This window comes from Anabaena sp. UHCC 0399, from assembly GCF_034931465.1.
GTDB lineage: Bacteria > Cyanobacteriota > Cyanobacteriia > Cyanobacteriales > Nostocaceae > Trichormus > Trichormus minutissimus.
Map to the genome: position 1 here is coordinate 1 of NZ_JAYGGZ010000077.1, position 21,160 is coordinate 21,160.

The following is a 21,160-nucleotide window of genomic DNA, read 5'->3' on the forward strand; positions in this document are numbered from 1 at the left end:
CCTAAGAACTTTAGTTCTCTCTGCGTTCTCTTCTCTTCAAGAGGCTGCGCCAACGAGAGGCCACGCCAACGCATAGCGTGTCGTAGACTGACGCTCCGCGAATAAAAAAGGACTAAAGTCCTTACTACGAACTCAATCTTAATTTTTTTACATTACTTAACATAGTTTGGTTTTTTCAAGTCGTTCTACTTATCCCTTCAAGCTTTTATAGAACGGTAGCAATTATTGCTAATGACACTAGAAATTAGCAGTAAAATTTCTGGATGAACTTTGGAAAAAAAATTCAACTTTAAGCAAAAACAGAAATTCTCACTCACTATTTGGGAAATTTCATAGTAACTGCTGTGTGATACAACGCAAAATATCAATGATGAATTCCAATAATTTCCAGAAATTAGTAGCACTTGCCAATGAATACGGGATTAATTGCCAGCCAGCCTCAGAAGAGGGCTTGGTTGCATCCTTACCTGGATACGATGATTTTTTATTAGCTTTTACTTGGTCTGGTGCAATTGAAGGAGAACCACCAGAGCATGAATTAATTGCAATTAGCGTACAGGATATTACTCAAGAAAGGACAGTTGCAGCTTGGCAGATTCCTGCATATTTATTTGGGAACGTTTTAAGGCAAGCACAGATGCTTGTCACTGCTCATATAGATTTTATTAGATGATTTTTGAGTTGACTAGATTGGATATAAGCGCGATCAAGTAGTGGTAATAGGCATTCGCTGTTGAATATTGCCGATTTAGGCGATCGCGCATTGAAATGATGGGAAAAGGCGATGGCGTAACCGCCTGCCGTAGGCGATCGCAAAGCATAATAGCCATCATTACCAATGCTCACCACTCATTTAAATCAACTGCCCATATTATAACGAATCAGTGAATCAGTCTCAAAATGAATTACACAGGTTTAGCGATCGCTAAAATTAAAAAATATCCTCATAGATATATGTCATCGTTAGCGTTGACGGAGTTCGCTTTTACTTCCTGCTTCTAAATATTCAGCAACCGAGAAAACGGGAGAAGTTAATTCCATACCTAAAGATAGATACAAGAAACTTTAATAAAGTTTACATTGCTCGTGTAACTTAATGAAGTTAATAAAAATTCATGGCTGATATTGTTGATACTGCTGTAAACGCTGGTTCTTTCAACACCTTAGTTGCTGCGGTTAAGGCTGCTGGGTTAGTTGATACGCTCAAAGGTGCTGGACCATTCACAGTTTTTGCACCTACTGATGAGGCATTTAATAAACTTCCAAAAGGTACAGTAGATGCTTTACTGAAGGATATTCCCAAGCTCAAGAAAATCCTGACTTATCATGTTGTTTCAGGTAAGGTACTTGCAGCTGATGTAGTTAAGCTGAAATCAGCTACTACTGTAGAGGGTTCAGATGTAAAAATTGACGCTTCTAATGGTGTCAAAATAAATGATGCCACCGTTGCAACACCAGATGTTGCTGCTGATAACGGTGTTATTCACGTAATTGATACAGTGTTGATTCCTGCGTAGAAAACCCTGGAAGGCTAGGAAATACTATTTGTGAGGCGGTGATTCTACATAATCATCGCCTTATTACTATCTAAATATATTTACTAAGGTATATTGACATATTTATCTATTGCAAACGATAATTTACTTAGACAGTATTTTTAGATATTTATTGTTTTAATTAGTTCGACTTTGTGATAAGCGATTAGATTTTTATCTGGGCTGAATAATATAACAAAATGCTAATTTTCTAAAATATTGGCAAGACTAAGAGAGATGCACTAGTAAGCAAATTCAAGTGTACTTTTTGACTGTATTTGCTCCTAAGAGAGTCAACTAAAATTACACAAAGGATTTCATGAAAGCACTATTAATTTACCCTCAATTTCCCCAGTCCTTTTGGTCTTACGATCGCTTTATGAAAATTGCCGGACTAAAAGCCGTCTTGCCTCCACTGGGAATCATTACAGTAGCAGCACTTTTACCCCAGGACTGGGAAATTAGATTTTGCGATCGCAATGTCAATCTGGAAACAGAAGCTGATTGGCAGTGGTGCGACATCGTTATCCTGTCTGCAATGCTCGTGCAGAAACCAGATTTTCATGCCCTGATTCAAAAAGCGGTGCGGTTAGGTAAAAAAGTCGCCGTCGGTGGACCTTATCCCACCTCTATCCCTCAAGATGCCCTGAACTCTGGAGCGCATTATCTGGTTTTGGATGAAGGGGAGTTGACAGTTCCATTTTTTCTTGAAGCACTCAAAGATGGTAAAGAGCGAGGCATCTTTCGTTCCGTGGAAAAACCTGATGTCACTCAAAGCCCGATGCCACGTTTTGACCTGCTGCAACGGGATGCCTACTTAATGATGGCTATCCAATTTTCTCGCGGTTGCCCCTTCAATTGCGAGTTTTGCGATATTATTACACTCTACGGTCGTAAATCACGCACCAAAGAGCCTCACCAAACCATAGCCGAATTACAAGCTCTTTATGATTTAGGTTGGCGAGGCTCACTCTTCATTGTTGATGACAACTTTATTGGCAATCAGCGTAACGTCAAACGCTTCCTCAAAGAATTGATTCCTTGGGTGAAACAGCACAACTACCCATTTACCTTTATCACTGAAGCTTCTGTGAATTTAGCAGAAGATGATGAACTGCTACATCTGATGAAGGAAGCAGGCTTTTATGCTGTCTTTCTCGGCATTGAAACCCCTGATCAAGATAGCTTGCAAATAACACAAAAACTGCAAAATACTCGTAATCCACTCATCGAAGCCTGCCGCAAGATCAATGAGGCAGGTATGCTCATCTATGCCGGATTTATCCTCGGTTTTGACGGGGAACGGCAAGGCGCAGGAGAACGAATTCAAGCTTTTGTAGAACAAACCAGTATTCCTCAACCGATGTTGGGTATCCTCCAAGCTTTGCCCAACACTGCTTTATGGAATCGTCTGCAAACAGAGCAGCGTCTAGTAGAAGGTGTTGGCGTTACTGAAGTGGGAGATCAGAATTCCTTGATGAATTTTATCCCTACCCGCCCTCTGGCTGAAATTGCGAGGGAGTACGCAGAAGGATTCTGGACATTATATGAACCTAGTAACTATCTCAGACGCTGTTTTCAGCAATGTCTCAGTATTAATTCACCTCCTGAGCGCAAGCAAACTATGCAATTTTCCCCAGGGAAGGGATTGCAGATTGTGGCTCAGGTTATCTGGCTTCAGGGCTTACGCCGACCTGAAATTCGCTGGCAGTTTTGGCGACAACTCTGGACAATTCTGCTCAAAAAGCCTCAAGTTCTCAATATGTATTTAGGTCTGTGCGCGGCGGGGGAACATTTTTGGGAGTACCGTACTTTAGCTAGGGAACGGATTACTCAACAATTAGGCTACGATCCACTTAACGTCCCTGTGTTACCAGAGCCAGAAAGAAGAACTCAAGCCCCAGTTTGTTGACAAAACTGGGGCTTGAGTCCTGAAAGCTTATACAATCACAGTCACATTACTATTAGTGAGTGCCGCTTTATTCGATAACAAACCTATCTGAATTTTGGCTGTATTGCCAATACCATCTTCATCAAAGAAAAGTTGACCTGTAGTATTGTCGTAGATAAAGCGATCGCTCGCTGCTACGGCACTACTACCAAGACGGAATAAACCAGGATCAAGTGTACCCAAAGCTTGGCTGATTCCAAATTCTGACTTGGAGATCAAGATTGTATCCTGCCCAACTTTAAAGTCAGTAATGGTATCAAAATCTCCACTACGAGTATCACTCAAATAGAAGCGATCGCGGCCGTTACCGCCATTGAATAAATCGCTTCCCTTACCGCCAACTAGTAGATCATCGCCATTACCACCTATTAAAGTATCATTACCGTCACCACCATACAGGGTGTCATTGCCGTTACCACCATTTAGATAATCGTCTCCGTCACCACCATACAGGGTATCATTGCCGTTACCGCCATCTAGATAGTCGTCTCCGTCACCACCAAACAAGGTGTCATCACCATTACCACCTAGTAAAGTATCATTGCCACCCAGACCCCGGATCAGATCATTCTTGTTAGTACCTGTGAGAATATCGTTACCAGGAGTGCCAATAATGTCGCCATTGGCGTTGATAGTTACGTTCACCGATGCTGTTGCCGTGCCACCTTTACCATCGTTGATAGAGTAAGTGAAACTATCACTGCCAACGTAGCCGAGATTCGGAGTGTAGGCAATAAAGTCATCAGCAAAGTTGCTCGGCGTGCCATTGTCATTGATAACAGCAATACCATTAACGGGAATAGATAACAGACTCAGTTGCAGAAGATCACCATTAGCATCACTGTCATTAGCCAGAACGTTAACATTAACAGCTATGTTTTCATCAGTAACAGCAGTATCATTCCCCGCTACTGGTGCAGTGTTGAGACTTAGCCCTACAATTACTGGGTCGTGGTCTGAAGAACGGAAAGCATCAGGACTGTATAAACTACTTTGTTGTTCTACTGATTTAAAGTTGGTGTTGTAGTCCAAAACATTGGGTTCATCGGCGTTAATGTGCCACTTAGCAGCCCCAGTTACTTGGGATGTTAAAGAACCATTAGCTAAAGCATGGTCTAAAGAACCCCATTGACCATCAAACACATAGGAGTAGGAAGTATTGGGTACAAGGTTGTTGTATCCGGCATTTTCCAAAGCCTTAATTGGGACTTCCTGGGCGTAGGCGTTGATATCACCGAGAATCAGGTAATCTGTGTCAGTTGTTCCTGTGGGATTTGTCGCTAACCATGTGGCTAAATCTTCAGATGCACGAGTCCTTGTACCATTAGATAAACCTTGACCATCTCCAGCGTCAGCATCACCAGGATTTCCAGAACTCGAACCCTTGGATTTGAAGTGATTAATTACAGCAGTAAATTCTTCACCAGTGGAGTTTTGCAGGAAAGATTGGGCTAGGGGTTTACGGTTATTGTTATCAAAAGCACCTTGACCAAAACCATCGGGGACTGTAGCTGCTATACCTACCGGAGTCACACTACCGGGTTTATAGATAAAACCAACTGCGATCGCATCCGTACCGAGTTGGGGCATTCCTGGATCAATTAAGGCATAAGTACCAGTACCCGCCACAGCATTTAGTCCATTGACTAAATCTTGAATAGCACTGGTAGCACCGTAGCCATCATTCTCAATTTCAATCAGACCGACAACATCGGCATTTAATCCCAAAATAGCAGCGATCGTCTTATCACGCTGACGGTTAAACTCAGTCAGGTTTTCTGCACCCCGTTGTTCAGGACTGGTAAAGCCGCTACCAGTACCATTACCGTTGAAGTAGTTCAGAACGTTAAAGCTGGCAACTTTCAGCGTCCCCCCGACATCTGGTTTATTTTCTGGACGGGGATTAGCTGGTGTAAAGTCCGCACCTGTGGAGGTTTGAACACGATAACCTTCAAAACGATGGTCTAAAACACCAGTAATACTAGCAACCGTATCACCACCCCTGAGAGTATTGGCAGGACTTAAAGGTTCACCACCACGACCAAAAATAATTGGGTCAGGGTTTTGAATCCCTCTACCGTCATCTAAGATAATCCGGCGTGTGGCAATTTCTTGTAAATAAGCAGAGTAACCAGCAACGCTGGGGTCATTGAATTGGGTATATTGTTCTAGTCTTGCATCTGTACCAGGTTGGTCACTAGCACCAGTTGCTGACAGTACGACCTGACCAAAACGACCTAGTTGAAAATGTTCGGTGACAGTTAAATTACCACTCGTAGCACTGACATTTACCAGCATCCCCTCGTAGCGTTCCAAATCTGCGACGCTAGTCACAGGGAACTGGATGTTAGTAGCTGTAGGTAATATGTCTGCACCCAAGTTAATCAAGCTGCTGACGTTAGAAAGTTGGGTGAGGCTACTGGTACTGCTGCTGGTAAATTCGCTCACAGTTCCAGTCACTCGGACTTTATCACCAACGCCACCAGAAAACTGTCCTGCGGGGTCGAAAACAAAGATACCTTCGGAAGTTGTGGGGTCATTATCAGCATCTGCATCTTCTTCTTGGACAAAGAAGCCATTCAAACCAGAACTACCAGAGAAAGCTGCAACGACAATGCCCTCAATCGTGCGAATCCCACCGAAGTCAGAATTGAAGGTTGCACCGCTACCTTGAATCTGGTGGATTTTGGTAACAGTCAGGGAAACATCATTATCGGTAATAGTTGCAGTGACTGAACCAATATTTAGACCGTTGTAGTTAGTATCTCCACTAGTCACAATATGGTTAATAACACTGCTGTGTGTACCTTCCACTAAATCATCATCAACTGCAATTACTGTCACCGGTTGGGGTATATTCCAGTTGAGAGGGGTGAAGGTAAAGGTCGTAGCACTGGTTGTAGTTTGGGAATCGGGGGTGATGGTAACTATGACATCTGCCGTTGGCTGGGTATTTAGCACGATGGTATAGCTATCCGTCGCCCCACCTTCGGTGACATTGGTGCTACCACCGGACTCAATCAAGGTGATACTAGGTAGGGGTGCAGTGGAAACTTGTAAATCATCAAGACCCAAACCATGATCTGTACCTGGATGGTCAATATCAACCCAACGCAACCATATTTCTTCACCAGGATTGAGAGATAAACTGCTAATCGTTCCTGAAATTAAACTGCGGTTGGTACTTAAATTACCATTAAGTGCGCCAGCAGCCACGTTGTTGACAAGACTAGTGAAATCCAGATTGTTGACATCAATCCAGTTACCACCAGTTAAACTAGTTGGAGCGATTTGGTATTGGAAATCTATAGTCTGGGGATTGGAGGTAGCACCACCACTGCGCCATTGTTCGCCGTAATAGCTAACATACAGCTGATCAATTACATCTCCGGTGTCGTTGAAGAATCTTGCACCCCAGAAGAAATTACCTGCGGCTGCGTTACCTGAACCGATAGAACCTAAAGCGCGGTCTGAATCTAAACCGAAACTGTAGAGATTACCTGCGGTGCTGCTTCCAGTTGAGGCGGCAACTGTGGTGCCGGTTCCGGTTCTAGCAGTATACCAACCAGCGATTGTAGTGCTATCAGTCCAGGTTTCCGAACCCGAATTAATCAGACTATTAAAGTCTTGGGAGTAGGGAGTATTGAGGGAAATTACCCCGGTGGGTAGGGTAACGACAGGAGAACCCAGGGTAATGACTTCGCTGCGGAATTTTTGGAAGTTGTCTTGAGATAAGTCTTTGGAAATTGTGCTGTTGTTGTACCATACGGTATCGCCGTTATCTACTAGTAGTTGAATTTGGGTAGTGCCAGTCAGGGAATCTGGAACTTCCACAATGGATTCAAAGCTACCGTTAGCAATCAACGCTGTTAAATCGGCAGTATGTAAGACAGGGGCATCAGTAGGATTACCAGTCCAAGTGTAGAGACGGAAATCATTAGGTGCATTTCCTGTAGCCCCACCTGCGGGGCCAGCAATAATGATGTATTGGTTACTAGAGTTACGCTCGATACTACGGATACCACGTCCACCCAAATCTAAAAAGATAGGCGCACCAAAGTTTGCAGAACCAGATGTACCACCTGCAACATTGAGAATGGTGGTAAAGTTAGTAACTGGAATAATTAACGCTTGATTACGTTCTGGTATGGGTTGATTGGGCGCACGGAAGGCAATATAAGCAGTATTACCATTAGGTGCAATTGTCAAGCCTTCAATATTGAAACCGCTACGAATTTCTGGGGAAATGCCATCGGCTGCACTAGCAAATAGTCCCAGATAACCAGCACCTAAACCGTGACCGTTGTTATTATCCCAAGCAATTAAATCATCTTCGAGGAAACGGTAATATCCTTGAAAGGTGAGGGTGGTATCCACTCCTGTACCAGAAATCTGTGTGGCAAAAATCCGTTCGCGGTTGGGTGCGTCGTTACCACTACTGTTGTTGCTGTGAGAACCCATCCAGTAAATTATGTCACCAAGGCGGGTTGATGCTTCGATATCAACTTCACTAGAACCGGATAATCCCAGTAATGGGGTGAAGTTAAAGTTGGCTAATGGTAAACCGGAATTATGGCGATCGTACAGCCGAATTGTTTGGTCTTCGTCGTCGGCAATGAACATATAATTAGCATCAATAGCGATCGCACTGGAAGCGTCACTTGTGCCTGTCAGGAAGCGGGTAGTTGGATTTATCGACCCAGCAGAAGCCGCGTAGTTAATGATGTAGGAACTACTGAGTGTACCGTCACTAACAGTAACAGTAATACTTGCTAAACCCACACCAGTAGGATCAATTTTCAGATTCCGTTCTGCACCTGTACCAGTTAAAGTCAGGTTGGCATTAGGAACAACTGTCTGATTACTGCTGGTGACTGTGACTGTCAGGTCGCCAATTGCTGTGTTGGGATCACTCAGGGTAAAATCAATACCTAGTGTCTTTGCCGGGTCGGTAGGATCGTTAATTACACCACTAATTGCACCAGCACCAATTTTGGGTAGGGGAACTGATAGGTTTTGACCATCGAGGAAATCGGTAGTGATGGGATTAATTTCAATTCTCGGTGCGCCAACAGTGGAGACAGGATTGGGAATGTAAGTCCCTGGGTTGCCAATATCGCCACCTATAGATACGCGAGAATTTTGGGCATCATTAACTGTGGAAAGCTGCCAATCAGTAGTAATTGTGAAAGAATCGAGATTTGCTGCTTCCGTCCAACCACTGGCGTTCTGTGTACGAATAGTCCCTGCAAATCCTTGATCGTTGTAGGTGAGGCGATCTATCAACTCTCCATTGTTATCGTACAGGTTAATCTCATCCTCACGTCCCAAACCTTGGTTAGAGTTACCAATGATTTTCACTGAGTCAGATAATCCCCAATCTGTGCGGAATGCTTCTGCTGAGGCTTCTGTTAAAATTACTGATTCTCCCGGCTGGATAATACCAAAAGCACTCAGATTGAACGACCCAGGGCTGCGAGTATTGTCGTCGTAACTCCAACCAGTAAAGTCTACTGCTGTAGTGCCAAGGTTGGTAAATTCTACAAACTCTCCATTTGCACCGGTGTACATATACTCGGTGATTTGGATATTGACGTTAGTGTTGGGTGGTGCGTCGTTATCGGTAATATTTACCGTGATGTTAGCGATCGCAGTCCCATTATAATTAGCATCGCTACTACTAACATTGTGAGCGATCGCGCCAGTGTGTGTACCCTCAATTACATCATCATCGACAGCAGTGACAGTTACAGTTTGGGCTACATTCCAATTCTGGGGTGTAAAAGTCAATGTTGGCGAACTGGTTGTCACTTGATTATCAACACTGATGCTAATAGTAACATCTGCTGTGGGCTGTGTTTTCAGTACGATTGTGTAGCTATCTGTAGCACCATCTTCAGTTACATCGGTGCTACCCCCAGATTGAATAATGGTTATACCAGGGACGGGTGTAAAGTTAATGGTATAGAAGCCTGGGTTGCCAATATCACCACCAGAAGAAGCGTAGGAACTCTGGGCATCATTTTCAGTAGAAAATATCCAATCAGTATTAATATTGACAGCATCTAGATTTGTTGGATCAGTCCAGCCACTGATTGCCTGAGTGCGAATTGTCCCCGGAAAGACTGTATCTCCATAGGTGAGGCGGTCTATCAGATTTCCGTTATTATCATATATGTTAATTTCATCAGCCCGTCCCAGATTCCTTGTCAGTCCGCCAATTATCTTAACTGAATCAGACAATCCCCATGCTGCACGGAAAGCTTCTTCAGTCGCTTCTGTGAGGATAACCGACTCTCCAGGCTGAACAATCCCAAAAGCACTTAAATCAACCGTACCAAGTGTTCGACCACTATCATCGTAACTCCAACTAGTAAAGTCTACTGCCGTAGCACCAAGGTTGGTAAACTCCATAAATTCACCGTTAGTACCTTGGTACATATACTCGGTGATTTGGATATTTGGTAAAGGCTGAGAAAGCGTAAATGATGATGCCCAATTAGCAATGTCAGTTATGGTGGAACTAGCTGTCCAGTTTGCTGGGTTGGAGATAGCAGCTAGTAGTTCTGCCTGAGTTCCAGAAGTAGAACCGCTATAGTAGCCATTTGTGCCATTAGTAGTTATTGCTACTGTTGTTATACCAGTTTCCAATGTGCCACCATTAGCAGCAGTGGGTTCAGCAGATGTGGCCGCGCTAGTGGCATTAGTCCAGTTGCCAGAATTCAGTGCATAAATTAAAGTTGGACTGTTTAATGTCCCTGTATAGATAATTAGCGAGTCACCACTAGCATTGAGGGCAAAATTGCTAGGACTATTGGAGTTAAATCCTGGTGAATTATTGTTATTTACGTTTCCATTTGTCCACGTGAGAACCGTACCCGCAGCTATATCTGTTGGTGCAGTGTAGGTAAGAATTCCCTCTCCAGTTCTGAAGCTACCACTAGACTGCCAGCCATTATCTGTAATGTTGAAAGTTGTACCAGCACCAATATCTACTAGCACCACTAACCTGATGCTATCAGGATTAGTAGTGTTATAACCAGCGATCGCAATATCCCCAGAGTTCAGAATTGTAGCTGTCATGATTGTACGCCAGTAAAAAATCAATGCAAAATGTTGGCCTATGCTTGAATAGGTCTTACTAGCTTTTTATATTTTTGTTGACTACAAAAAATTAATGCCCAGTAATTTTATTCGTGTAAATAGGCACTAAAAATTTACTGAATAAAGATTAAGAGAATACTAGGAAAAGGTAAAATAACTAATTATTTACAAATAATATTTTGCATAAGAAAGTTCTGGTAGTATTAAAATACCAGAAGCCTACACTAACCTGTTATCAGGCGGTGTAGGTTGTTTACTCCGAGAAAAATTTGCTTGAGATTGGGTCTTGTTTGAGGGATTGAACAAAATCGCTTAAGGTCATTACTTTGCCATTTAAGGTGAACTTAGGAGTGCCATTTTGAGAAACAATTCTCACTTCACCGCCTTGAATTTGAATCTTATTTTTAATACTGTCCCATAGAGTCTCGAAGCTTTCATCATCTTTGCAACCATTAGCTTCCAGGAAATTTTGACGCACTTCTATTTTGAGCGATCGCGCTTCTGCTGCTTGGTTGCGCTCCTCAAAATGCTTAATTACATCTTTATCAACACTTTCTCTCAAGATTTTGTTTTCAGCCTGAACTTCCGCTAACTGAGTTTTTATAGCTTGCAGTTGTGAAATTAAAACGGCTGATCTCTGGTATTCAAGTTTTAACGCTTCCTTGGCAGCAGTTAATAAGGCTCTATAATCTAGCGGCTTTTCTGGTTGAACTTTTTCGGATTCCATATTTATCTCGCGATCGTATTCATTCAGTATTACCCAGAACCAACATCAGTAACCAAACAGTATTGAAAACTGACTCCCGCCACAAACTGGATTAATCCCATCAGTATAGACAACTGCTTTGTAGAGATGTGATTAATCGCGTCTCTAATTACATGATGCTGCATTGGGAAAATTTTATAAATTCGATTGTAATTTGTATCCGTTTTGTATCAAAATTATCTGTAATTCTGTAATTATTCTGCTTTATGTATTTTTACATTCAAAACCTCCATAGCTTGCGTTGTTGATGAATTTCAACTAATCAGCCACACAATTAACAATGATTATTATTCTTTGATGTGGGGAAGACACTAAAACATTGATGTTGTTGCACTTGATGGCATCTCAAGATTAGTGAGAAAAATTTAAATTTTGTCCAAATTTAATTATTAAAATTTCTAATGTTAAAGGCTAAATTATTTTAAATAATATATATGTTTATGAAAAAAATTGACTAATGCTACCTAGTTGTGCTAACAATAAATATTTGTGACTACCTAATAAAACCTTCAAATTATGTAGCCTGTTGCATATAGTCACAGCCTAGAAATGCTGATAAAGTACAACTCCTCAGTACAGCAGCCATATAAAAACAAATAACAAAATAACAGTTAGCCTATCAACATGGGTGATAGTTCTTGGATGTTTATTATCTTTATACAGGCATCCAAAAGAATAGCCTGTGCTAAAATCAGCGTACCGGCACGACGCAGGTGATGGGAAAAATGCCATGTTTGAACGCTTCACAGAAAAAGCCATTAAGGTAATCATGCTGGCCCAAGAAGAGGCCCGCCGTTTAGGTCACAACTTCGTTGGAACTGAGCAGATCCTCCTGGGTCTGATTGGGGAAGGCACAGGAGTTGCGGCCAAGGTGCTGAAATCGATGGGTGTCAATCTCAAAGATGCCCGCATTGAGGTAGAAAAAATCATAGGCCGGGGTTCAGGCTTTGTGGCCGTGGAAATTCCGTTTACGCCACGGGCAAAGCGGGTTCTGGAACTATCCCTGGAAGAAGCGCGCCAATTAGGGCATAACTACATTGGCACCGAGCATCTGCTGTTGGGCCTGATCCGGGAAGGGGAAGGTGTAGCAGCCAGGGTGCTAGAAAACCTGGGAGTGGATCTATCAAAGGTCAGAACTCAAGTCATTCGGATGTTGGGAGAAACCGCCGAGGTTTCAGCGACCGGCCAGTCTGGGCGCACTAAGACACCAACTTTGGATGAATTTGGCTCGAACCTGACCCAAATGGCCACGGATAACAAACTCGATCCTGTGGTGGGACGCGCCAAGGAAATCGAGCGTGTAATTCAGATTTTGGGTCGCCGGACAAAAAATAATCCAGTTTTGATTGGTGAACCTGGGGTGGGTAAAACCGCGATCGCCGAAGGTTTGGCATCACGCATCGCTAACAAAGATATCCCCGATATCTTAGAAGATAAGCGTGTTGTCACCTTAGATATCGGTTTGCTTGTCGCAGGCACTAAATACCGGGGGGAATTTGAAGAACGCCTGAAGAAAATCATGGATGAGATTCGCCAGGCGGGTAATGTAATTCTCGTAATAGACGAAGTACACACCCTCATTGGTGCAGGTGCAGCCGAAGGGGCGATTGATGCGGCGAATATCCTCAAGCCAGCTTTGGCCAGAGGAGAATTGCAATGTATCGGTGCGACAACCCTCGATGAGTACCGCAAGCACATTGAACGGGATGCTGCGTTAGAACGCCGCTTCCAACCAGTCATGGTAGGTGAGCCTTCCGTCGATGAAACAATAGAAATTTTATATGGTTTGCGCGATCGCTACGAGCAACACCACAAGCTGAAAATCTCCGATGAAGCTTTAGTCGCGGCGGCGAAATTATCAGATCGTTATATTAGCGATCGCTATCTGCCAGACAAAGCCATCGACTTGGTTGATGAAGCAGGTTCGCGCGTGCGGTTAATCAACTCCCAACTGCCCCCCGCAGCCAAAGAGTTAGATAAAGAACTGCGCCAAATCTTAAAAGAAAAAGATGATGCAGTCCGTTCCCAAGACTTTGATAGAGCTGGGGAACTGCGCGATCGCGAAATGGAAATCAAAGGCGAAATTCGCGCGATCGCCCAAAACAAAACCAACAGTGCTGGTGGTGACGGACTAGAACCCGTTGTCACCGAAGAAGACATCGCCCACATCGTTGCTTCCTGGACTGGCGTACCGGTGAACAAACTCACCGAATCCGAATCCGAGAAGTTGCTGCACATGGAAGACACCTTGCATCAGCGACTCATCGGTCAAGAAGAAGCGGTGAAAGCAGTTTCACGGGCTATCCGTCGCGCTCGTGTTGGTTTGAAAAATCCCAACCGACCGATTGCGAGCTTTGTCTTCTCCGGGCCGACTGGTGTTGGTAAAACCGAATTGGCGAAATCCTTGGCTTCATACTTCTTCGGTTCAGAAGAAGCGATGATCCGCCTGGATATGTCCGAATATATGGAACGCCACACAGTCAGCAAGTTGATTGGTTCACCTCCTGGTTATGTTGGTTATAACGAAGGTGGGCAATTAACCGAAGCTGTACGCCGTCGTCCTTATACGGTGGTGCTGTTCGACGAAATCGAAAAAGCCCACCCCGATGTCTTTAATATGCTGCTGCAAATTTTAGAAGACGGTCGGTTAACAGATGCTAAAGGACGCACCGTTGACTTCAAGAACACCTTGCTGATTTTGACATCCAACATCGGTTCTAAGGTAATTGAAAAAGGTGGTGGTGGTATCGGCTTCGAGTTCTCCGAAGATCAAACCGAAACACAATACAACCGTATTCGCTCCTTGGTGAACGAAGAACTGAAGCAATACTTCCGTCCTGAATTCCTCAACCGTCTAGATGAGATTATCGTCTTCCGTCAATTGAGCAAGCTGGAAGTTACCGAAATTGCGGACATCATGCTCAAAGAAGTATTTGGTCGCTTGACAGAAAAAGGTATAACCTTAGAAGTTAGCGATCGCTTCAAAGACCGACTCATCGAAGAAGGTTACAGTCCCAGCTACGGTGCAAGGCCGTTACGGCGGGCAATTATGCGCCTGTTGGAAGATAGCTTGGCTGAAGAAATTCTCTCTGGTCGCATCAAGGATGGCGATGTCGCCCTAATTGATATTGATGAAAACGGCAATGTCCAAGTTACTTCTCAACAGCGTCGGGAATTGTTACCCCAAGGTGTTGAGTCTTAGTTAAAGTTTGAGATTTGATTCTCAAATAAAAATTAGCAGACGGTAGAGAAATTTATTCTCTACCGTTTTTCTTTGTTGCGAGTATCCCAATACGGTTCGGTTAACGTTATGGGTGGGTAGAGACGTTGCAGTGCATCTCACTAAAAATAATTTCATTGGCCATATCTATGACATCATTAACTACATCTTCGGCAGTGAATTCATCATTGATATACTGATTTAGTGACTTAAACTTTTCTATGGAGATGTTACCCATTAGTTGGTTATCCCAATCTTGCAACATTTCATCAAAAACTCTTTTTGCATCGCCACTAGTACACACAATCGGAATTACGGGAATTTTTTCTTGTTTGGCGTATAGATAAGTTTCATAAGTACCGCCCAGTCCTCCTAGAAGGATGACTAAATCTGACTGTTGCAAACACTTGAGCCACTCATTAATTCCTGTTTCTGTATATTGTACAGTGCCACCTCTAAACATGGGCTGAGTTCCATGTAAAACTATTTGTGTTAGCTTCTGGGAAAGAGGAATATTTTTTTGTGCTAGTTTATTAGCAAAGCTTTCAGATACTATATAGTCTACGCCTTGCCAACCACCTGTAATCAAATTGTAATCATACGCTGCTATTTTTTCACCGAGTTTTTTGGCTGTCAGATGCACTTCTAGAGGTAGTTGATAGTTACCTGTACCTGCTACTAAAATGCTCTTTTTATTTCTCATCTTTGCAGCATCATTTTTAATAGCTGAGGTAAGCTGCTCAATAAATAAATCGAAATTTTTCGCTGGATCAATGCTGAGTTTATCAGCAAAAAAAAGGATAAAATCATCAATTTTGTGAGATATTTCTCTAATTTTATCAGCTACACTATTCATGGCTGAATCGGCATTGAGTTGCAAATCAGCATTGATGATCTCATCTATTTTTTGTGCTTGTTGCTTCCAGTAATTTATATATTTAAATTGTCCATCTTTACTGTAAATATCGGCATCTTCTAATATTATCGGAAATATTTTTTGTTCATAATTTTTAGATTTCATAATCTCCATAGCTTCAAACATACAGTATTCTGATTGCAAATATTTGTCACTGATAACTACAATTACATAGTTACCACACCCAATTTCTCGCATGAAATTCTGTATACTTTTGCCTAAAGATAAATGATTGCGATCGCGGATTAACTTATAGTTTTGAGCTAGCAGTGTTGCGCAAATTTTATCCACCAACTCTTCTCGCCGCTTACCAGATTCGCTTCTGTCGTCTTTCCAGGCATAAGATAGATATATTTCATTCATATAATTTACAAGATATATACGTCAAACAAAAATAAAAATGGTGGCTACTTACCACCATGTTGTTAATAATGAATTTATTGCAAAAAATCCTTGGTGAGCTTATGATTAATAAGTATGTCCATATCATATTCAATATTGTCTAACATGATGGAAAAATTTGTTCTATCATATTCTCCCTCAGCAAAAGTTTCTAAAAATAAATCATTTTCTTCTCCATAAACATAGGCTTTCATAAATAAAAATTCTGAATTTAATTCATTGATATATTCTAAAATCTGTATCCTTTTAATATTTGCTTCACAGGAATAAATTGTTCTGATTAATACTCCTCTAGCATCAATATATCTAAGCATTAAATTATGTTTTCTAGGGTGACGACAAAAAAGTAAGTCGTCATCTTCTTCAACATGATATCCATTAAATTCCAAATGGTTACGGTATCTAGCTAAAGCATGAGCCACAGATTCACTAATATTAAGTTCTGACATAACTTATAGGCCTCAGAGATTTGTCTAGCTGATGAGCTAAATTTATTATTCCCTGAGAAGCGAATATTTCATCATCATTGACACTCTCACTGTCAGCCACTAGTAGGTCATCAAATTTGAATTGAGGGATAAGCAAGTTTGTAGTAAGGACTTTAGTCCTTAGAAAAATCAGGACTAAAGTCCTCTCTACGAGACGCTACGCGAATACTACAAACCGTCAAAACCGTCTCCCAGTAAGTTTGTGACTGTACGGGGAGGTAAAGTTGATTAGTCAGTTGTGTCGTGGAAGCAAGTAGGGAATTGGGGACTAGGGATTGGGATTTAATCCAAAATCCAAAATCCAAAATCTAAAATTCTTTCCCCTACATTCTCCCAATGTCCTGAAAATTCGGGTTAATATTTCCTCTCTTGTGGCTCAAACATGGTGATTGCAACTGGGCGATATTGAATATCAATCCCGGCTGGTGAATAGTAAGCCATTGTGTGTTTGAGAAAATTAGTATCGTCTCGCTGGGGGTAATCTTCCCGGAAGTGTGCGCCGCGACTTTCTTGACGATTGATAGCTGAGGCTAAGATAGTCTGTCCCACTATCATTAAGCTTCGCAGTTCTAAAGCTTCTACAAGTTCTGTATTCCAACAACTACCTTTATCATCTAAATAAATTTGATTATATTTCTGTTGTATTTCTGTAATTTTCTGCCATCCTTGACACATTAATTCTTCAGTGCGAAAAACGCCGCAAAACTCAGTCATCGCATCTTGAAAGTCTTGGCGAATTTGGTTAATACGGTATTGTCCCGGCTGTGCGATTAAAGATTGGATTTCTTGCTGGGCTTGTGTGATGTAACTTTGCTCATCTATAGTGGGTAGCTTGCGTTTCTGCACATATTGCGCGATCGCAGCACCAGTTCGTTTACCATAGACTACACACTCCAATAGGGAATTACTACCCAAGCGATTTGCACCGTGGACAGAAACACAAGCCGTCTCGCCAGCTGAGAAGAAACCTTCAACGAAACCATCGCCACTACTGCGGACTCTACCATCAGTATTAACAGGAATCCCCCCCATACAATAGTGAATAGTAGGACGAACTGGCATTGGTTGCGTGACTGCATCTACCCCAACTAGACGGTGTGCTTCTTCCCAACAGAAGGGAACACGACTCATGATTTTTTCCTTACCCATGTGTCGCAAATCTAGATAGACAAAAGCACCGCCAGCACTACCATCAGGATTTATCCCCCGCCCGGCGCGAATTTCGTAGGCGATCGCCCGTGAGGTGATATCACGGGGGGCTAGTTCCATTCGACTAGGTGCATAGTTCGCCATAAAGCGATCGCCTGCGGAGTTAATCAGATATGCCCCCTCTCCCCGTACCGCTTCTGAAATCAGCACTCCCACGGGATACAACCCAGTGGGATGGAACTGGACAAACTCCATATCTTCCAGGGGTAAACCTGCCAGTGCAGTCATCGCTAAACCATCACCAGTAGAAGCGTAATCATTGGAGGTAGTGTTATAAACGCGACCATAACCCCCCGTGGCAAACATCACAGCCTTGGCCCTTAGTACCTCAACACGACCGTCTAGCAGGCGGTACATCACTAACCCTTTCGCCTCATTGTCTTCCAAAATTAGGCGCATGACGTACCATTCTTCATATATCTGCACGCCATAACGCCGCAAATTATTCACCAATTCATGTAAAATTGCGTGACCAGTTTTATCGGCGGCGTAGCAGGTGCGGTTGTGAGAATGTCCGCCGAAAGCCCGTTGTGCAATGCGACCATCGTTTAGACGGGAGAACAAGACCCCCATGTGTTCCAAGTCAATGACTACATCCGGTGCTTCTTGGGTGAGAATGGCTACAGCATCTTGGTCTGCTAGATAATCAGAACCCTTGACAGTATCAAAAGCGTGGGCTTCCCAAGTATCAGTAGAATCCACATTTTTTAATGCTGCTGCCATCCCCCCTTGGGCAGCAACCGAGTGAGAACGAATAGGATGGGTCTTTGCCACTACTGCAATATTTAAACTGGGGTCAGTGCGGGCAATTTCCACAGCAGCACGGCATCCCGCCAATCCACCCCCAACAATAATCACATCATGTTCCAACATACTTAGCCCCTGGCTGCAAAACACTGTTGTTCCATTGTAGAGAGGTGAAATCAATTCAAAATTCAAAATTCAAAATTCAAAAATTAAAAGGCAATAGGGGAAATCCCCGTAAATAAATTTAGAGGCTTTCGTCCCAATATTCGGGCAGGTTTTTACACTGTCCCCTATCCCCCATTCCCCATTCCCCGTTCTTCAGCTACTAGCTTGTACAGGTTGTTGCTGAGAAACATTACCAGGGATAGGTTCAGTTTTTACACCTGGCTCTACGGAAATTAATTCAATATGATTTAACAATGTAGTTACAAACGCAAACAATAAGAAAGGTAGGGACAACAGTACGACCAGACCCACTGTAGTTAAAGCATATACAGGCCGTCTTGCACCCATCAGTGCCAAAGCTGATGCCAAGCTAAGAGTAATGGTGATTAACCAAACGATTATTTGACCGTATATATCACCAAAAGTCAAGGTGCAAACAAACCGATAGTTTTGAATATTATTTTTGTTCATCATAATTCGCCTCAAGTCTAGCCTATAGGTTCTACGTTAGAGCCATGTTTGGCTGGCAGACAATTTCTCAATATTTTTCCAAGGTTTGTAATATCACTTTACAATACAGTGTTTTTGTTACCCAATGTAATTTGTGTATTACTGCTATTTTCTCATGAGCTATGTAGCTTAAATTACTATTCACTCTTAATATAATAACGTCAGCAGCTAATTATCAAGTAAAACTTGTCATAGGCAATAATATCCTGACTAATGACCCATGAGCAATTCTGATTTTTCACGGAATCTGGAAAACCCCTCTCTAAACCTCTTTTATTGTAGGAGAGAGGCTTTAACTTTTCCCCCTTCCCTACTAGGGAACTACGGTGTACACACAAGTAGACCCAGAGCGAGTTTCCAACCAAAAAAGGTGGACTCAAACTGCTCAAGTCCGCGAACCAAAGTAGTAATACCTGGAGGTTTTTGGGATCTGTAACCAGACCAACCACCAAGTCGGGCAATAATCCAAGTAGCCCAAGCAAGGGTTTGAGGAGGATAGGGATTTTGTTGCAGTCGAGTTTTGCCGTCCAAAGTAGGAGCAAGAGTAGATAAGCATTGCTGTTGTTCATGCGAAAAAGCAATACTAGCAGGTAAATCAGGGTTATCCCGTCCACCAATCAGTTGTAAAATTCGCACAGCGACGGACAAAGCTAATACAGTCAGTCGTTGAATGGCAGCAATGGACTCAAGCTGAGTGGCTTCGAGATTTAATCCCGCAGTTTTGAGGGTGGCAAAAAGTTGTTCAATTCGCCATCGCCATGTGTACTATCGAATCACCCGTAGTGCTTGTTCTAAACAAATGACTTGGTGGGTGGTGAGCAATCGCCAATGAATCGGTGCTTGACCTGGTGGTGGGTTGACTTCCACGGCTTCCACTGCATAAAGTCTCACACTAGGAGGATAATCTTGTCCATTCAATTTATCTGGACGTTGGATTTTCACCATTGCACGGCGAACAATTAATAATGCCTAAGAATGCGGTTCTACCAATGCGTGCATCTGCTGGGACATCTACTATGTAAGTCCCCTCGCTCGGCTGTTGGTTTAAGTATGTATAAAGTGATAAGTTCTTTCCCTCTAGGCGACGGTCAATACGCGCTCTGACCAGCACATGATTGTCGTGATTTGGGACTGTAGCGAATTCCTCATACATATCGCTTTCGCGGTCGGCGATGTGAGTCACGATTTTGGCATTACCAATAGTTAAACATTTTTGCGTTTCTTCGGCAGAGCGTAGCCACTTATATGATTCTTTCTTTTCTATTGGTAATAGCTGATAGTTGCGCTGATGCTTATCTTGATGGTTTATATCTCTTGTCCACAGTTTTACTGTGCTTATCCCCTGGGGAAATCCATTCTCTGCATCTAATACTAGTGTCGGATGAATATAAAATCCTACATCTGTGTTGTTTCCTACTACACCTACACCCTTTGTTTTCAACCTGCCTACATGAGACTGCAAGTTAATTTCGCTCGTATCACTGATGGCTAATATGTGCTTTCCTTCTACCTGAGATACGCAGTAGTCTGATAGGCTTCGCACTAATTCCCCTACTGTCACATTCTCATTCTCCAAAAACCGATAATATCCCACTTGTTCGGCTCTATTTTTACTTAGAAGCCGAATGCTCACTGATTGATGTTTTCCCATTGCTTCGTACAATGCCGCCCCCTTTTTGAGAGTCGCGGGTCTCCGAATGCTTTTCCCTTAACTACTTGAGCGTGTATTCTGATTGGATTTTCCACCGCTTTTTAATTCCCTCAACTCCTTCTGTTATTACTTTACTTGGACTTGTGTGTACACCGTAGCTACTAGGGAAGGGGGTTAGGGGGTTAGGTTTCGCGTTAGCTTTTCCACATAATGTGAAAAGTCAGATGAGCAATTTCCGCTACCATGCAATCAGGCGCAATAAGATATGAATGAATCAGATAAACAAAGAGTTATTAACTTTCTGAATAAATGGCAAGGTTCTAGTGGAAATGAAATAGCTAATAAAGATTCATTTTGCTTGGATTTATGTACAGCTTTAGGTGTAGATTCACCACCCCCACAATGTAGTATTACAGGTGATCCATACTGTCTTGAGAAGAATGTTAAAATGCCTCAGTCTACAGGGCAAACGCATCTAAATTACTCTTGATCACAA

At 42.7% G+C, this 21,160-nt stretch carries 11 protein-coding genes and 1 pseudogene; 4 read left to right on the forward strand and 8 right to left on the reverse strand.

The window, feature by feature from the left end:
* Nucleotides 1–367 precede the first annotated feature (367 nt).
* Nucleotides 368–673, forward strand: a complete 306-nt coding sequence (locus VB693_RS27140; protein ID WP_323268953.1) for a hypothetical protein — start codon at nt 368–370, stop codon at nt 671–673.
* Here VB693_RS27140 and VB693_RS27145 read toward each other — a convergent pair.
* A complete protein-coding gene (locus tag VB693_RS27145; RefSeq protein ID WP_323268954.1) occupies nt 652–849 on the reverse strand; it encodes a hypothetical protein in 198 nt (65 codons plus the stop codon). The two genes, VB693_RS27140 and VB693_RS27145, sit on opposite strands and share 22 nt — an antisense overlap.
* A gap of 266 nt (nt 850–1,115) precedes the next feature.
* Here VB693_RS27145 and VB693_RS27150 point away from each other — a divergent pair, with 266 nt between their 5' ends.
* Nucleotides 1,116–1,517 (forward strand): fasciclin domain-containing protein, encoded by a 402-nt coding sequence (locus tag VB693_RS27150; RefSeq protein WP_323268955.1) that lies wholly within the window; start codon nt 1,116–1,118, stop codon nt 1,515–1,517.
* Nucleotides 1,518–1,854: 337 nt separating this feature from the next.
* Nucleotides 1,855–3,447 (forward strand): B12-binding domain-containing radical SAM protein, encoded by a 1,593-nt coding sequence (locus VB693_RS27155; protein ID WP_323268956.1) that lies wholly within the window; start codon nt 1,855–1,857, stop codon nt 3,445–3,447.
* 27 nt (nt 3,448–3,474) lie between these two features.
* Here the strand turns inward: VB693_RS27155 and VB693_RS27160 are convergent, their stop codons facing one another.
* Both VB693_RS27160 and VB693_RS27165 read right to left on the reverse strand, forming a co-directional pair.
* A complete protein-coding gene (locus VB693_RS27160; RefSeq protein ID WP_323268957.1) occupies nt 3,475–10,569 on the reverse strand; it encodes an ExeM/NucH family extracellular endonuclease in 7,095 nt (2,364 codons plus the stop codon).
* 274 nt (nt 10,570–10,843) lie between these two features.
* A complete protein-coding gene (locus tag VB693_RS27165) occupies nt 10,844–11,317 on the reverse strand; it encodes a hypothetical protein (protein WP_323268958.1) in 474 nt (157 codons plus the stop codon).
* 769 nt (nt 11,318–12,086) lie between these two features.
* Between VB693_RS27165 and VB693_RS27170 the strand changes: the two genes are divergently transcribed.
* The gene (locus VB693_RS27170; protein ID WP_190696579.1) at nt 12,087–14,558 is read left to right on the forward strand and encodes an ATP-dependent Clp protease ATP-binding subunit; all 2,472 of its coding nucleotides are present in this window, start codon (nt 12,087–12,089) and stop codon (nt 14,556–14,558) included.
* 106 nt (nt 14,559–14,664) lie between these two features.
* On the opposite strand, the gene VB693_RS27175 is transcribed toward VB693_RS27170, so the two are convergent.
* The 5 genes and pseudogenes from VB693_RS27175 to VB693_RS27195 all read right to left on the reverse strand — a co-directional run bounded on the left by VB693_RS27175 (nt 14,665) and on the right by VB693_RS27195 (nt 20,664).
* Entirely contained in the window at nt 14,665–15,855 is a 1,191-nt protein-coding gene (locus VB693_RS27175) for a toll/interleukin-1 receptor domain-containing protein (protein ID WP_323268959.1), read from the reverse strand.
* A gap of 74 nt (nt 15,856–15,929) precedes the next feature.
* Nucleotides 15,930–16,343, reverse strand: coding sequence for a DNA mismatch repair protein (locus VB693_RS27180; RefSeq protein WP_323268960.1), 414 nt, complete (start codon nt 16,341–16,343; stop codon nt 15,930–15,932).
* Between the two features lie 393 nt (nt 16,344–16,736).
* Nucleotides 16,737–18,464, reverse strand: a complete 1,728-nt coding sequence (locus VB693_RS27185; protein ID WP_323268961.1) for a succinate dehydrogenase/fumarate reductase flavoprotein subunit — start codon at nt 18,462–18,464, stop codon at nt 16,737–16,739.
* 192 nt (nt 18,465–18,656) lie between these two features.
* On the reverse strand, nt 18,657–18,974 hold the full coding sequence (locus VB693_RS27190) for a hypothetical protein (protein WP_190696577.1): 318 nt from the start codon (nt 18,972–18,974) through the stop codon (nt 18,657–18,659).
* 360 nt (nt 18,975–19,334) lie between these two features.
* Nucleotides 19,335–20,664: pseudogene (locus VB693_RS27195) on the reverse strand (IS4 family transposase).
* Nucleotides 20,665–21,160: the final 496 nt, after the last annotated feature.